We start from the raw sequence: 13,949 nt of genomic DNA on the forward strand, positions 1-13,949 counted from the left end.
GTGAACGAGTTGCGGTGGCGTGTTATGGCGCGCGGCGGCGCCCGGCGGGCGCGCTAATCGGAGCAAGTATAACCGCCATTGGACAGGCCACCGGCGGCACGGTTCGGAAAATTAGGCGGCCTTACCCTGATTCGCGACCGCGGCCTGCGCGTTGGCGATCGCCGCCGCGTCGCCCAGATAGTAGTGCTTGATGGGTTTGAGCGCTTCGTCTAGCTCGTAGACGAGCGGCACGCCGTTCGGGATGTTCAGCCCGACGATATCGATGTCCGAGATGTCGTCCAGGTATTTGACCAGCGCGCGGATTGAGTTGCCATGCGCGGCGATCAGTACGTTGCGGCCCGACTTGATGGCCGGCGCGATCGATTCGTTCCAGATTGGCAGCACGCGCGCGACCGTGTCCTTCAGGCACTCCGTGAGCGGCAGCGACTCGCGCGGTACCTTGGCGTAGCGCGGGTCATCGTACGGCGTGCGTGGATCGGACGGCTCGAGCGCCGGTGGGGGCGTATCGTAGCTGCGCCGCCATATCAGCACCTGTTCGTCACCGTACTGGGCTGCCGTTTCAGCTTTGTTCAGTCCGGACAGCGCGCCGTAGTGCCGCTCGTTCAGGCGCCACGAGTGCACGACGGGGATATACATCAGATCCATTTCATCCTGCACGTGCCACAGCGTGCGGATGGCGCGCTTGAGCACGGACGTGTACGCGATGTCGAACGTATAGCCGGCCTGCTTGAGCAGCACGCCGGCTTGCCGCGCTTGGGCCGCGCCTTTGTCGGTGAGATCGACGTCGACCCAGCCAGTGAAGCGATTTTCCTTGTTCCACGTCGATTCGCCGTGGCGGATGAGGACGAGCTTGTACATGTCAATGTAAACGATAGTCAGGAAGCGGTAAGCCGCCGGCGTACGCCGATGCAACGGCGCACGTCAGTGCATCGGACGGATATTTTATAATGGTTGGATTCTCTTCTTTGTGCGAATTCCATCCGTGAAGTTTTTCACCGAGCCAGCCAACCTTGTATTGATCGCCATCGCCCTCATCTCCGGGGGGCTGCTACTGTGGCCGGTCATCACGCGGCGCGACCGCGGCTTGTCCGCCGCGGACGCCACACAACTGATCAACCGCCGCAATGCGATCGTCATTGACCTGCGCGGTGCCGATGAATTCACGCAGGGCCACCTGCCGCAGGCGCGTCATCTGCCGTTCGACGAGTTGAAGAGTAAAGTTGCGCAGGTGGCCAAAAACAAGAACACGCCAGTGCTGCTGGTCTGCCAAAACGGCGGGCATTCGGCCAGGGCGCAGCATGTGCTGAAGGAAGCCGGTTACGCGGAAGTGTTCACGCTGCAAGGCGGCGTCAACGCGTGGCAGCAGTCCGGCATGCCGGTCGTCAAGCAAGGAGCGGCGAAATGAGCAAGGTGGTAATGTATAGCACGCAGGTCTGTCCGTATTGCCAGATGGCCGAGCGGCTGTTGAGGTCGCGCGGTGTCGAGCACATCGAGAAAGTGCTGATCGATCGCAATCCTGAACGTCGGGCGGAAATGATGGAGCGCACCGGCCGGCGTACAGTGCCGCAAGTCTTTATCGGCCAGACCCACGTCGGCGGCTACGATGACCTGTCCGCGCTTGACCGTGCCGGCGGGCTGATGCCGCTACTCGAGGCAGTCTGACGCTCGTCTGACCAAGACCTTTGCCGACGCCTGCGCGGCGTCGGCAGCCGTTATACGCGCGCCCCGGTCGCTGGGCCGCGCCATTCGCGCGGCGTGCAGCGGCTCGATGCCGGGCGCACCCGCCCCTTTCACCGAAGGAAAGTTCATGTCCGACCAGCAGAACAACCAGCCGTTCTTTAACATCCAGCGCATTTACTTGAAGGATTTGTCGCTCGAGCAGCCGAATTCGCCGGCGATCTTCTTGGAACAGGAAATGCCCGGTGTTGAGGTCGAAGTCGACGTCAAGGCGGAGCGGCTTACTGACGGCGTGTTCGAGGTGATCGTGACGGGCACCGTGACGGCGAAAGTCGCCACTAAGGTCGCCTTCCTGATCGAGGCCAAGCAAGCCGGCATCTTCGACATACGCAACATTCCGAACGAGCAGATCGATTCGCTGATCGGCATCGCATGCCCGACGATTATTTTTCCGTACCTGCGCTCAAACATCGCCGACGCGATCACCCGTGCCGGCTTCCCACCGATCCACCTAGCTGAAATCAACTTTCAGGCGCTGTACGAGCAGCGCCTGGCGCAGGTCAATGGCCAGCCGGGCAACGGCGCGGCTAACGAAGGCTCCGCGACCACGCACTGAACACGGTGCAGATGATTGACGGACGGTGCCGGGAATGAAAGTTGCCGTACTCGGCGCCGGTGCGTGGGGTACCGCGCTGGCCAGTCACCTCGCGCAGCGTCATGACACGCTGTTGTGGGCCCGCGATCCTGCCCTCGTGGCCGACCTTGCCGCCGTGCGCGAGAATCGCCGTTACCTGCCAGGCATCGCGTTGGACCCCGCGCTGTGCTACGAGTCTGACCTGAGGATCGCGCTGCAGCATGCACTTGCGGACGATGCGCTGTGCGTGCTTGGCACGCCGGTCGCGGGGCTGGCTGCCGCCTGCACCGCGATGCGCGATGCGGGCCACGTGCCGGCACACCTTGTTTGGTTGTGTAAGGGCTTCGATGTGGACACGATGCATCTGCCGCATCAGCTCGTTGCCGATGTGCTAGGCGCGCACCCGAGCTGCGGCGCGCTGTCCGGCCCGAGCTTCGCGCAGGAAGTGGCGCAGGGCCTACCCGTTGCGCTGACCATCGCCAGCGCGAGCGCCGCATGCCGGCGGCACACTGTCGAAGCATTCCATCATGGCTCGATGCGTGTCTATACTGGAGACGATGTCGTCGGCGTCGAGGTTGGCGGTGCGGTCAAGAACGTGCTGGCAGTCGCCACCGGCATTGCCGACGGGCTCGGGCTCGGCCTGAACGCACGTGCTGCGCTGATCACGCGCGGGCTGGCGGAAATGACGCGATTCGGCGTCGCGCTCGGTGGACGGTACGATACCTTTACCGGTCTGACCGGGTTGGGTGATCTGATCCTGACCGCGACCGGCGATCTGTCGCGCAACCGCACCGTGGGTTTCCAACTGGCGGCCGGACGCGCGCTGGATGCGATCTTGGCCGCGTTGGGGCATGTCGCCGAAGGGGTGCGATGCGCGCGCGCGGTATTGGCCATTGCGCGTCAGCATGGAATCGAGATGCCGATCACCGAAGCCGTCTGCGGCGTGCTGTTTGACGGCGTGGCGCCCCGCGCCGCGGTCGATGTGCTGTTGCGACGGGATGTGAAGGCCGAGACGAACTGAACGGTGGCGGTCGAGTCGAGGTGTTCGTTTGCCGGGCACTCGGCGGCTGCCGCACCGGCGATGCCAGGATCACCGGCGCGCACCGGCTGCCGGCGCGGTATGTGATCCACGCGGTCGGCCCCGTCTGGCACGACGGCGAGCACGGCGAACCCGATTTGCTGGCCGGTTGCTACCGCCGCGTGCTGGAATTGGCGCACGAGCATGTGATCTTTGCGTGCTTCGATGCGGCCATGCTGCGGCTTTACGAGTCGGAACTCGCGCGCTAAGAGACAACCGGCGATGACTATCGCGCCGTTCAGGCGCCGCCCGCGAAGCCATGCTGCCGCCACGCCTCGAATACCACGATGGCCACCGTATTGGACAGGTTTAGGCTGCGGTTGCCGACGCGCATCGGCAAGCGTACGCGCTGGTCGGCGGCAAAGTGCTGCAGCACTGTGTCGCACAGGCCTCGCGTTTCGGCGCCGAATACAAACCAATCGCCGAGATGGAACACGCGGTCTCCGAACATCGACGAGCCTCGGGTCGTGAATGCGAACATCCGGGCTGGGTCGGGCTGCTCTGTGGCGAGCAGTGCGTTCCAGTCTCGGTGCACGCGCATCTGCGCGTATTCGTGATAATCGAGGCCGGCGCGGCGCATCTTCGCGTCGTCCAGTGGAAAGCCCAGCGGCTCGACCAGGTGCAGCGTGGCGCCGGTATTCGCGCAGAGGCGAATGATGTTGCCGGTGTTCGGCGGAATCTCGGGTTCGACTAGAACGACGTTGAACATGGAATGGGTCAATGAGGTGGCTGGCGTGGGCGTTGCCGGACGAGCGCTGGTCTTGATCGTGGCCGCCCGGGGCTGATTACGCGCGCGGCGTGCGCAGCGCAACGAAATTGGTGATGCGTCGCGCGCCAGCATCCTTGAGCATTCGCGCGAGCGTATCGAGCGTCGCCCCGGATGTCATCACGTCGTCGACGATGCCCACGTGTTGGCCGCGGACCGTCTTGCGCAGCGCGAATGCGCCAGCCAGGTTCGCGTGCCGGGCGGTTGCGCCGAGCAGCGCTTGTTGCCCGGTGTCGCGCACACGCACGACGGCGCGCGGATCGGCGCGCACGCCGAGGCGCCGGGCCAGCGCACGTGCGATCTCCCAAGCCTGGTTGTAGCCGCGCGCTGAGAGCCTCGGCGCTGAAAGTGGCACGGCGATCAACGCGTCGGGCAACTCAGGCAGGTCTTGCGCCGCGAGTGCCAGCCGGCGCGCGAAATCGCGTCCAAGCTCGATACGGGAGCGAAATTTCAAGTTGGCCACCAACTGGTCGAGCGGCGGCGCATAGTCGGCAAGCGTCACGGTGGCGTCGAACGCCGGTCGTGCCTGTACGCAAAACGAGCATTGCGTTGCAACGTTGCGCGGCAGTGGCAGTGCGCAGCGCGGGCAGCGCAGCCGTGTTTCATTCCAGTAAGTTTCATCGCAGGCGTTGCACAGTACATCATGCGACAAATTGCCACAGAGCGCGCACTGCGTTGGCAATGCATAGCGCCAAGCGCCGCGACATAAGCTGCGCAGCAAGGCTATCCAGCGGCGCCGCCCGCGGCCGGTGCGCGGCGCGCCGGGGGCGCGGCTTGGGTGGGCGATGCGCACCGCCGCCGCGGCGGGCCACGCGTGGTCCTGCTGTCGGCCACTGCTGTGATCGTTGACGGATGTACTGTCGCGGGCTGGTGTGGGCAACGGGGTAGACTGCTTCATTAGAAACGGAAAGGGATACTGGCTCAGGGCGGTTGAACGAGTATACTGCGGCCCTTCCCGCAAGCCTATGCTCATGCCAACCGATCACGACCGCCCGGCGGACCAAGACACCGATGCGGGCGCGCAGCGCACCCCCGGGTTGCGCCAGCTCAGGCAGATTTTTGATCGTCGTGCCGCGCAATTTTGCGACGTGGCGTTCCTGCCGCGCGAGATCGCGCAGCGCATGCATGAACGATTGCAGTACATCAAGCTGCAGCCGGCGCGGGTGCTTGACGCGGGGTGCGGCGCGGGCGAGGACATTGATGCGCTGCGCGCGCGCTTCGCGCAGGCCACCGTCTATGGCGTGGACCTATCGCGCCCGATGCTCGGCGCCGCGCACTTGTCGGGTTGCGGCGGCGCCGACGCGGCGTGCGGGCAGCCCGCCCCAGTGGGCGGCTGGCGTCGCTTGCTGCCGGCCGCACTGCGTCATCTTGTGCCGGACCGCGCCCAACCGCGCGACCGGGTGCAGGCCGACTTCGGCGCGCTGCCGTTTGCGCCGGAGCGCTTTGACTTGCTATGGTCAAATCTGGCGCTGCAGTGGCATGCGCGTCCTGACCTGGTGTTTCCCGAGTGGCAACGGGTACTGAAAACCGGCGGGCTGCTGATGTTCTCCACGCTCGGTCCTGATACGCTGCGCGAGTTGCGTGGCGCATGGGCGGTCGCGGATGGCGGTGCGGCGCAGCACGTGCTCGACTTCGTCGATATGCACGACTTCGGCGACATGCTGGTTGCTAGCGGCTTCGAGATTCCGGTGATGGACATGGAGACGCTCACCATCACGTACTCGTCTGCGCAATCGCTGCTGGCGGATGTGCGCCGCTGGGGGGCGATGCCGCCGCAAGGTGCGCGGCGCGGCGACGCGCGTGCCGATGTGTCGCGCGGCCTGATTTCGCGCGGCACGTATCGCCGCCTGCTCGACGCGCTGGAAGCACAACGGCAGCCCGACGGCACGATACCGCTCACCTTCGAGGTGGTCTACGGTCATGCGTGGAAGGCGGTGGCCCGCGTGACGCCTGAAGGCCATGGCATCGTGCGCATCGACGAGATCGGCCATATGTCGCGCGGTGCGCGCAGGACGTCTTCCTGATGCATCGGTATGCGCGCGTAGGCAGTGAGACCGGTACTTCGTTATCCCGGAAATCGCTGCTGAAAATGACTGGCGCAAACTGCGTCAAAATGGCGCAGAGGCTTGTCAGGCAAAGGTTCGAGCCGGTTTGGCGTTGCTTGTGGATGGCCATGAACCCGCCTATAATGCGTCAGTTTGTCACCTGGGGTTCCGCAATATGGGGGCGATGGGCACGTAGCACACATCCGTCTGTGCCCGGACCATCTTTTGATTCGACGGGTGAGCGCCGGCAGCGTCACGCAGTTCGAGTTCAACCCGCGCTGGGTCCGGATCGAGCCGGGCCGGGAGCCGCGACAATGCGTGACCGTGGCATCGGGTCGGGTGTCGGTATCGGTTGGGCGGCATCTTGCGTTCGACCGTCGCGCCGAGTTCGCGCGCGAGTTGCGCGCGTGGCTCAAGCAGTGCGCGTCGTGCGGACACCGGGGCAGCAGGGCGGAAGGCGAGTCTGAATGGTAATTTTGGGTAAGGAAGCTATGAAAACAATCAAGCGAGCCCTCGTGGGCATGCTTGCCGCGAGTACGTGGCTCGTCGCAGGCACGGCCCAGGCGGTCAATGACATGCCGGGCGGCCCGGCGGTCAACCAACTAAATTTCCAGCCGCCCGTCACCAAGATCGCCGAGGAGCTTTACGGCTTGCACACGATGATGCTGATCATCTGCGCGGTGATTTTTGTCGGCGTGTTTGGTGTGATGTGCTATTCGATCCTCGTGCACCGCAAATCGAAAGGCTTCAAACCCGCCCACTTTCACGAAAGTACCACCGTCGAAATTATTTGGACCGTCGTGCCGTTCCTGATCGTCGTGCTGATGGCGTTGCCTGCGACGAAGGCGGTTGTCGCGATGAAAGACACGTCCAACGCGGATTTGACGATCAAGGTCACCGGCTACCAATGGAAATGGGGTTATGACTACGTGAAGGGGCCGGGCGAGGGGATCAGCTTTCTGTCGACGCTGACGACGCCACGCTCGATGATCAACGGCAAGGAGCCGATTTCCGATACCTATCTGCAGGAAGTCGATAATCCGCTCGTTGTGCCGGTGGGCCAGAAAATTCGGATTATCACGACGGCCGCGGACGTCGTGCACTCTTGGTATGTGCCTGCGTTCGGTGTCAAGCAGGACGCGATTCCCGGCTTCACGCGCGAAACCTGGTTCAAGGCCGAAAAGGTCGGTACGTATCGTGGTTTCTGCACCGAGCTGTGCGGTAAAGAGCACGCGTACATGCCGGTTGTCGTTGAAGTCAAGAGCGCGGACGACTATGCGAAATGGGTCGCCGACGAGCAAAAGAAAATGAGCGCGTCCGCAAACGAGCCGAACAAAACGTATACGATGGATGAACTGAAAGAGCAGGGTGCAAAGGTGTACGCGGCCAACTGCGCGGTTTGCCACCAACCGACCGGCAAGGGCACTGGGCCGTTCCCGGCGCTGGACGGCAGCGCGGTCGTCAAAGGCCCGATTGCCGGACACCTGAACGTCGTGCTGAATGGAAAGGGACAAATGCCAGCGTGGGGGCCGACGCTAAGCGACGTCGAAATTGCGTCGGTCATTACGTTTGTGAGCAATACGTGGGACAACCACAACGGTGTGGTATTGCAACCACGGCAGATCGCAGACGCGCGCAACGGCAAGATGCCCGCCGTCGCGTCAGCCGGCAACGGCGCCTGATATCCCGCATGCAACCGTTGATTCGGCCCCGGAATTCGTTTTAGGAGAAGTGTTATGTCAACGATCGGACACGACGTCGCGGCAGGTCACGATCACGCACACGACCATGCGCACGAGCAACCGCATGGCTGGCGGCGCTGGTTGTTCGCGACCAATCACAAGGACATTGGCACGCTGTACCTGATTTTCTCGTTCGTGATGTTTCTGTCGGGCGGAGTGATGGCGCTGCTGATTCGCGCGGAGTTGTTTGAACCAGGCCTGCAGATCATGCGGCCCGAGTTCTTCAACCAGCTCACGACGATGCACGGGCTGATTATGGTGTTCGGCGCAATCATGCCAGCGTTTGTCGGCTTTGCGAACTGGATGGTGCCGCTGCAAATCGGCGCGGCCGACATGGCGTTTGCGCGGATGAATAACTTTAGCTTCTGGCTGCTGCCGGTTGCCGCGGTACTGCTAGTCGGCTCGTTTTTCTCGCCGGGCGGTGCGACCGCCGCGGGATGGACGCTGTATGCGCCGCTGTCAGTGCAAATGGGGCCGGGCATGGATCTCGGCATCTTTGCGGTGCACATCATGGGTGCGTCGTCGATCATGGGCGCGATCAACATTATTGTGACGATCCTGAACATGCGCGCGCCCGGCATGACGCTGATGAAGATGCCGATGTTCTGCTGGACCTGGCTGATCACCGCATTCCTGTTGATCGCGGTGATGCCGGTACTGGCCGGTGCGATCACCATGTTGCTGTTTGATCGACATTTCGGCACGGCGTTTTTCAATCCGGCCGGCGGCGGTGATCCGGTGCTGTATCAGCACATCTTCTGGTTCTTCGGTCACCCCGAAGTCTATATCATGATTCTGCCGGCGTTCGGGATCATCTCGCAGGTCGTACCGGCATTCTCGCGCAAGCCGCTGTTCGGCTATAGCTCGATGGTGTATGCCACGGCGTCGATTGCGATCCTGTCGTTCATGGTGTGGGCGCACCACATGTTCGTGACCGGTATGCCGGTCACCGGCCAGCTATTTTTCATGTACGCGACGATGCTCATTGCGGTGCCCACTGGCGTCAAGGTGTTCAACTGGGTCGCGACGATGTGGCGTGGCGCGCTCTCGTTCGAGGCGCCGATGCTGTTCGCCATTGGCTTCATCTTCGTGTTCACGATGGGCGGCTTTACCGGATTGATCCTGTCGATGGCGCCGCTCGATGTCCCGCTTCACGGCACGTATTACGTGGTCGCGCACTTCCATTATGTACTCGTTGCCGGATCGCTGTTCGCGCTGTTTGCCGGATGGTATTACTGGTCGCCGAAGTGGACCGGCTGGATGTATAACGAGACACGCGGAAAGATTCATTTCTGGACGTCGATGATCTTCTTCAACATCACGTTCTTCCCGATGCACTTCCTTGGGCTGGCCGGTATGCCGCGCCGCTACGCCGACTATCCGGCGCAGTTCACCGATTTCAACCAGATTGCGACGATCGGTGCGTTCGGTTTCGGGCTTGCACAAGTGTACTTTCTGCTGGCGGTCGCATTGCCGGCGTACCGGGGCCATGGCGAACACGTGAAAGCGGAAGACCAACCATGGGACGGTGCAACGGGTCTTGAGTGGACCGTGCCCAGTCCGGCGCCATTCCATACGTTCGAAACGCCGCCGACGGTTAAATGAGCATTGGACGGTAATCGAAACGAACATGCTGTTACTGTGATGGGGGGCCCTGGCGGACGCCGGGGCCGCAAAATGATGCGAACGGATTCACAAAAAAGACGAACGCCAGCTCAGCAACGTGCGGCCAATCGCCGATTGCTGGCTATTTTGATCGGGATTGTTGCCGTCTTCTTTATGAGTGTCGTGCTCAAGCATCGGGTCGCATGAAAGCGGGAGGACGGTCATGTCGGATCGGCCGCAGGACTTGAAGGCGGGCGCCGTCGCGCGTTTCACCCAATCGATACGCGCGGTGCTATGGTCGTTTTTTGGCGTACGCAAGGGCAAGGATCATGAACGCGATCTGGCGAGCCTGAACCCGCTGCAGGTGATCGTTGCGGGCGTTGTCTGCGCTGCGGTGTTCATCGGGATCCTGCTAGTGGTCGTTCACTTGGTGACGCAGCCGACCTCCTAATCGCGAAAGCCGGTGTCGGTGGTGGACAAGACAGGACCTGCATCAAGAAAGAACTGGACTGAAGTGGAGAATCAACAATGAGCGGACAAAACGAGAGCCCGTATTACTTCATACCCAATCCGTCGCAGCATCCGATCGCCGCGGCGGCGGGCTTGCTGGTCATGCTTGGCTCGCTCGCCGGCTGGATTAACGGCGTGTCGCTCGCGCCATTGACGTTTGCACTCGGTCTCGCGTGGTTGTTCTTTGTGCTGTGGCACTGGTTCGGCGATTCGATCGGTGAGTCCGAGACCGGGATGTACGGCAAGCGCGTTGACACGTCGTATCGGTGGAGCATGAGCTGGTTTATCTTCTCCGAAGTGATGTTCTTTGGTGCGTTCTTTGGCGCGTTGTTTTATGCGCGGCAGTTCGCGCTGCACGACCTAGGTAATCTCGATGCGAAGTTGATATGGCCTGACTTTGCCGCAGTGTGGCCGAACAACGGCCCGTCCAATCTGGTCGCGCATTTCAAGTCGATGCAGCCGTGGCCCATTCCGACGATCAATACCGCATTGCTGCTCGCATCGGGCGCGACGCTGACGGTTGCGCACCATGCGTTGCGCGACGATCACCGTAACAAGGCGATTGTGTGGCTGGCTGCGACGGTGCTGCTCGGCGTGATTTTCCTGTTTATGCAGGGATATGAGTATTTTCACGCGTACAACGAACTGAACCTGAAGTTGACCTCCGGCGTCTACGGCTCGACGTTCTTTTTGTTGACCGGTTTTCACGGTTTTCATGTGACGATGGGCGCGTTGATGCTGGCCGTTGTGCTGGTGCGACTGATCCGCGGACACTTCAAGCCCGATCATCACTTCGCGTTCGAAGGCGCTGCATGGTACTGGCACTTCGTTGACGTCGTCTGGCTTGGACTGTATGTGGTTGTTTACTGGTTGTGATATTCACTGTGACAAAACGCCGCCCTTTTTCAAGGCGGCGTTTTGCATTTTGCGGGAAGCGACGACATTTATCGCCCGTACGGAATGCCGGTCGACTCTATCCAACCCATCCAGTGCGCGAACAGGATGAACAGGAACAGTGAGATGGACAAGCCAACGCGCGTCGCGAGCGACCACACCATCCGTTTGGTGGTGCCGCGGTCGCGCATCATGAAATAGAGTGCGCACGCCATACTGGCAATGATCAGTGTGAACGCGATGGCAACAAGGATACCCATGAAGAAGGCCGTAAAAAGTTGTTTGGCTATTATCCCACTATGTTGGGTGGTGCGCGCTGTCGTGCCGGCATGCTGAAAATCCGCTTTTGGCCAGCATTGGCGGTGCTGATCGTTATCGCGGTGACCGTACGGCTCGGATTCTGGCAGCGTGACCGTGCACACCAGAAAGAGGCGCTGCAGGCGCGTATTGAGCGGTTCGAGCATGCGACCCCGATACCGCTGGACGGTCGTAGGCGGGCGCTGGCGGACGTCGAGTTTCACCGCGTCGTGGCGCGCGGCCGTTTCGTGCCGGATGCGACGGTCTATTTGGACAATCGCCTGTACAACGACCAGCCCGGCTTCTATGTCGTCACGCCGCTGAAGCTGGAGGCCGGCGGCTACGTGCTGGTCAACCGGGGTTGGCTGCCGCGCAACGCGCAGCAGCGCAGCGTGATCGCGCCCTATCGTACGCCTTCCGGCGAGGTGACGATCGAGGGCGTGGCTCGGGCGGATGCGTCGCGCGCGTTCGAACTCGGGCAAGGGGGGACGGCGCCGCACCAGTCGATCCGCCAAAACCTGGATGTGGCATCGTACGCAGCGCAGACCGGTTTGCCGCTGGAGCCCTTCGTGCTGCAACAGACCAATGACACGGCGGACGGGCTGGTGCGTGACTGGCCGGCGCCGGACACCGGTGTCGAACGTAACTACGGCTATATGGTGCAGTGGTGGGGCATGGCGTTGGCGGCGCTTGCCTTCGGGCTGTATGCGGCGCGCCGCGCCGCGCGGGGCGGCAACGACGCCCAGGCATGATCCTGCGCGGTGACTTGGTGACTTGGCGGCGTGGCGGCGTGGCGGCGTGGCGGCGCGCGCAACACGTAGCTAGCGCGGCAACCGATGTTGTGAATGAATTGTGAAGGAGTGTAGCGTTGACCGATTCTTCTCGATCGGAACCCGGTTCCGATGTACCCGGTACGCGCCGCGTCGACCCGATGGTCACCGGCGGCGCGCCCGCATCGCATCGCGGCAGGCGGCGCGCGCGGTGGATGCTGCTGTTGCTGGCCGCGGTTTGTGCCGCGCCCGTTATCGCGTCGTACTTGATGTACTACGTGTTCAAGCCCGGCGGCTCGACCAGCTACGGCCAATTGATCCAGCCGCAACGGCCGATTCCGGACCATCTCGTCGTGCGTGACGAAAACGGCCATCCGATGCGGCTCGATTCGCTGAAAGGGAAATGGCTGATGTTGTCGGTCGATCCGAGCGCCTGCGATGACGCGTGCGCGAAAAAGCTGTACTTCATGCGGCAGGTGCGGGCGACGCAGGGCGCCGAACGTGAGCGAGTCCTCACTGTATGGCTGCGCACCGACGACGGCGCGATACCGGCGCGCGTCGCCGATGCGTACCCGGACACGCATAAGCTGATCGTGCCGCCGGCGCAGGTCGCCGCGTGGCTGCCGCCCGATCCGGATGTGGCTGGCGATTCGATCGCCTCGCACATTTACTTGGTTGACCCGAACGGAAACTTGATGATGCGCTTTCCGCGCGATCCGGATCCGTCGCGGATCAAGCAGGACCTGACCAAGCTGCTCAAATGGTCGAGAATCGGCTAAACGGTCGGGCCGCCTTTCGATGAAGTCCCTACATACTTGCCATGTTTGTCGTTGAGCTTGCGTTGATCGGCGCGGCGGTCGCGCTGTTGCCTCTCGGTTGGATCCTGTTGCGGGTGCGCTCGGACCGCTATCGCAAGCTGGCCTGGCTGACGATGTTCCTGACGCTGGACCTCGTGATGTTCGGCGGCTTCACGCGCTTGACCGACTCGGGCTTGGGCTGTCCGGACTGGCCCGGCTGCTATGCCAGTTCGTCGCCGTTTGCCGCGCATGCGTCGATCGCCGCCGCCTATGCGGCGATGCCGAGCGGACCGGTCAGTGTGATGAAGGCCTGGATCGAGATGACCCACCGCTATTTTGCGATGGCTATCGGGCTGCTGATCGTGCTGATGACCGCCATCGCGTGGATCCGACGCTGGCGTGGCCAGCCCTTGCCGGCTTCGCCGTGGTGGCCGACCGCGTTGCTGGCGCTGGTGCTGGTGCAGGGGGCATTCGGCGCGTGGACCGTGACGTTGAAGTTGCAACCGGTGATCGTGACCACACACTTATTGCTTGGCCTCGGATTGCTGGCGGCGCTCGGCCTGTTCGCGGCGCGCATGACGCCGGCACCGCAGCGGGAGCCGGCCGCCGGCCGCGGTTCCGTGGCCGCGCTCGTCGCGCTTGCACTATTGATCGTGCAGATCGCACTCGGTGGCTGGGTGAGCACGAATTATGCCATGCTCGCGTGCACCGATTTCCCGACGTGCAATGGGCAATGGGTGCCACCAATGGACTTCGCGCAGGGATTCCACCTATGGCGGGCCCTCGGCCTGGATACCAACGGCGAGGTGATCACGCAGGACGCACTCGTGGCGATTCACTGGACCCACCGCACATTCGCGATAATCGTCATTGCCTATCTGCTCGGATGGGCGTGGCGCATACGGCGCGTGAAGACACTGACACGGTTGGCCGACGGCGTGCTGGCGGTCGTTGTGCTGCAGTTCCTGACCGGCCTGTCCAACATCGTGCTGCAATGGCCGCTGCCCGTCGCTGTCGCGCACAACGGCGGCGCGGCGATCCTGCTGTTGCTGGTTGTCATGTTAAACTGGCGCATTGCCTCCAGCCGCGCCGCTGCCGCCTCGTCGGCGGAATCGAGCCCCGTCACCGCGTGAT

General features: G+C 62.6%; 17 protein-coding genes and 2 pseudogenes. 14 read left to right on the plus strand and 5 right to left on the minus strand.

Annotated features, from left to right (window positions below; translation table 11 throughout):
* Positions 1–111: 111 nt before the first annotated feature.
* Positions 112–858 (minus strand): 2,3-diphosphoglycerate-dependent phosphoglycerate mutase, encoded by a 747-nt coding sequence (gpmA, locus tag B0O95_RS02985; protein WP_104076544.1) that lies wholly within the window; start codon positions 856–858, stop codon positions 112–114.
* A 124-nt stretch (positions 859–982) separates the two neighbouring features.
* On the opposite strand from gpmA, the gene B0O95_RS02990 reads away from it, so the two are divergent.
* The 5 genes and pseudogenes from B0O95_RS02990 to B0O95_RS03010 form a co-directional block, all read left to right on the plus strand.
* Positions 983–1,405 (plus strand): rhodanese-like domain-containing protein, encoded by a 423-nt coding sequence (locus B0O95_RS02990; RefSeq protein WP_104076545.1) that lies wholly within the window; start codon positions 983–985, stop codon positions 1,403–1,405.
* Complete coding sequence (gene grxC / locus B0O95_RS02995) at positions 1,402–1,662, plus strand: glutaredoxin 3 (RefSeq protein WP_104076546.1); 261 nt, start codon at positions 1,402–1,404, stop codon at positions 1,660–1,662. Before B0O95_RS02990 ends, grxC begins: the two co-directional genes overlap by 4 nt.
* A gap of 145 nt (positions 1,663–1,807) precedes the next feature.
* Positions 1,808–2,293: a protein-export chaperone SecB gene (secB, locus tag B0O95_RS03000; protein WP_104076547.1), complete on the plus strand. Its 486-nt coding sequence runs from the start codon at positions 1,808–1,810 to the stop codon at positions 2,291–2,293.
* Positions 2,294–2,327: 34 nt separating this feature from the next.
* Positions 2,328–3,332 (plus strand): NAD(P)H-dependent glycerol-3-phosphate dehydrogenase, encoded by a 1,005-nt coding sequence (locus B0O95_RS03005; protein WP_104076548.1) that lies wholly within the window; start codon positions 2,328–2,330, stop codon positions 3,330–3,332.
* A 29-nt stretch (positions 3,333–3,361) separates the two neighbouring features.
* A pseudogene (locus B0O95_RS03010) lies at positions 3,362–3,598 on the plus strand (macro domain-containing protein); the annotation flags it as partial.
* Between the two features lie 29 nt (positions 3,599–3,627).
* On the opposite strand, the gene trmL reads toward B0O95_RS03010, so the two are convergent.
* Together trmL and B0O95_RS03020 are read right to left on the minus strand one after the other, a co-directional pair.
* Positions 3,628–4,098, minus strand: a complete 471-nt coding sequence (gene trmL / locus B0O95_RS03015) for a tRNA (uridine(34)/cytosine(34)/5-carboxymethylaminomethyluridine(34)-2'-O)-methyltransferase TrmL (RefSeq protein ID WP_104076550.1) — start codon at positions 4,096–4,098, stop codon at positions 3,628–3,630.
* A gap of 76 nt (positions 4,099–4,174) precedes the next feature.
* On the minus strand, positions 4,175–5,053 hold the full coding sequence (locus B0O95_RS03020; protein WP_104076551.1) for a ComF family protein: 879 nt from the start codon (positions 5,051–5,053) through the stop codon (positions 4,175–4,177).
* 67 nt (positions 5,054–5,120) lie between these two features.
* Here B0O95_RS03020 and B0O95_RS03025 point away from each other — a divergent pair, with 67 nt between their 5' ends.
* The 4 genes and pseudogenes from B0O95_RS03025 (at position 5,121) to ctaD (ending at position 9,547) form a co-directional block, all read left to right on the plus strand.
* Positions 5,121–6,179: a methyltransferase domain-containing protein gene (locus B0O95_RS03025; RefSeq protein WP_370641793.1), complete on the plus strand. Its 1,059-nt coding sequence runs from the start codon at positions 5,121–5,123 to the stop codon at positions 6,177–6,179.
* A gap of 174 nt (positions 6,180–6,353) precedes the next feature.
* Positions 6,354–6,674 carry a DUF2244 domain-containing protein gene (locus tag B0O95_RS03030; RefSeq protein ID WP_255779330.1) on the plus strand — a complete coding sequence of 107 codons (321 nt, stop codon included), beginning with the start codon at positions 6,354–6,356 and terminating at the stop codon, positions 6,672–6,674.
* Positions 6,668–7,876: pseudogene (coxB, locus tag B0O95_RS03035) on the plus strand (cytochrome c oxidase subunit II); the annotation flags it as partial. The gene B0O95_RS03030 and the pseudogene coxB, both read left to right, overlap by 7 nt.
* A gap of 60 nt (positions 7,877–7,936) precedes the next feature.
* Positions 7,937–9,547, plus strand: coding sequence for a cytochrome c oxidase subunit I (gene ctaD / locus B0O95_RS03040; protein WP_104076553.1), 1,611 nt, complete (start codon positions 7,937–7,939; stop codon positions 9,545–9,547).
* A gap of 87 nt (positions 9,548–9,634) precedes the next feature.
* Here ctaD and B0O95_RS16305 read toward each other — a convergent pair whose 3' ends face one another.
* A complete protein-coding gene (locus tag B0O95_RS16305; RefSeq protein ID WP_233203080.1) occupies positions 9,635–9,772 on the minus strand; it encodes a hypothetical protein in 138 nt (45 codons plus the stop codon).
* Between B0O95_RS16305 and B0O95_RS03045 the strand changes: the two genes are divergently transcribed.
* Both B0O95_RS03045 and B0O95_RS03050 read left to right on the plus strand, forming a co-directional pair.
* Complete coding sequence (locus B0O95_RS03045) at positions 9,771–9,998, plus strand: DUF2970 domain-containing protein (protein WP_104076554.1); 228 nt, start codon at positions 9,771–9,773, stop codon at positions 9,996–9,998. The genes B0O95_RS16305 and B0O95_RS03045 overlap by 2 nt on opposite strands.
* A gap of 77 nt (positions 9,999–10,075) precedes the next feature.
* On the plus strand, positions 10,076–10,933 hold the full coding sequence (locus B0O95_RS03050) for a cytochrome c oxidase subunit 3 (RefSeq protein ID WP_104076555.1): 858 nt from the start codon (positions 10,076–10,078) through the stop codon (positions 10,931–10,933).
* Positions 10,934–11,001: 68 nt separating this feature from the next.
* On the opposite strand, the gene B0O95_RS03055 is transcribed toward B0O95_RS03050, so the two are convergent.
* Entirely contained in the window at positions 11,002–11,211 is a 210-nt protein-coding gene (locus tag B0O95_RS03055; protein WP_076786020.1) for a twin transmembrane helix small protein, read from the minus strand.
* Positions 11,212–11,283: 72 nt separating this feature from the next.
* Here B0O95_RS03055 and B0O95_RS03060 point away from each other — a divergent pair, with 72 nt between their 5' ends.
* From B0O95_RS03060 to B0O95_RS03070, 3 genes are all read left to right on the plus strand, one after another.
* Positions 11,284–12,000: an SURF1 family protein gene (locus B0O95_RS03060; RefSeq protein ID WP_233203070.1), complete on the plus strand. Its 717-nt coding sequence runs from the start codon at positions 11,284–11,286 to the stop codon at positions 11,998–12,000.
* A gap of 179 nt (positions 12,001–12,179) precedes the next feature.
* A complete protein-coding gene (locus B0O95_RS03065) occupies positions 12,180–12,797 on the plus strand; it encodes an SCO family protein (protein ID WP_199180420.1) in 618 nt (205 codons plus the stop codon).
* 41 nt (positions 12,798–12,838) lie between these two features.
* Positions 12,839–13,948, plus strand: a complete 1,110-nt coding sequence (locus tag B0O95_RS03070; protein WP_104076557.1) for a COX15/CtaA family protein — start codon at positions 12,839–12,841, stop codon at positions 13,946–13,948.
* Position 13,949 lies beyond the last annotated feature (1 nt).

Origin of the sequence: Mycetohabitans endofungorum, from assembly GCF_002927045.1 — a bacterium.
Taxonomy (GTDB): domain Bacteria; phylum Pseudomonadota; class Gammaproteobacteria; order Burkholderiales; family Burkholderiaceae; genus Mycetohabitans; species Mycetohabitans endofungorum.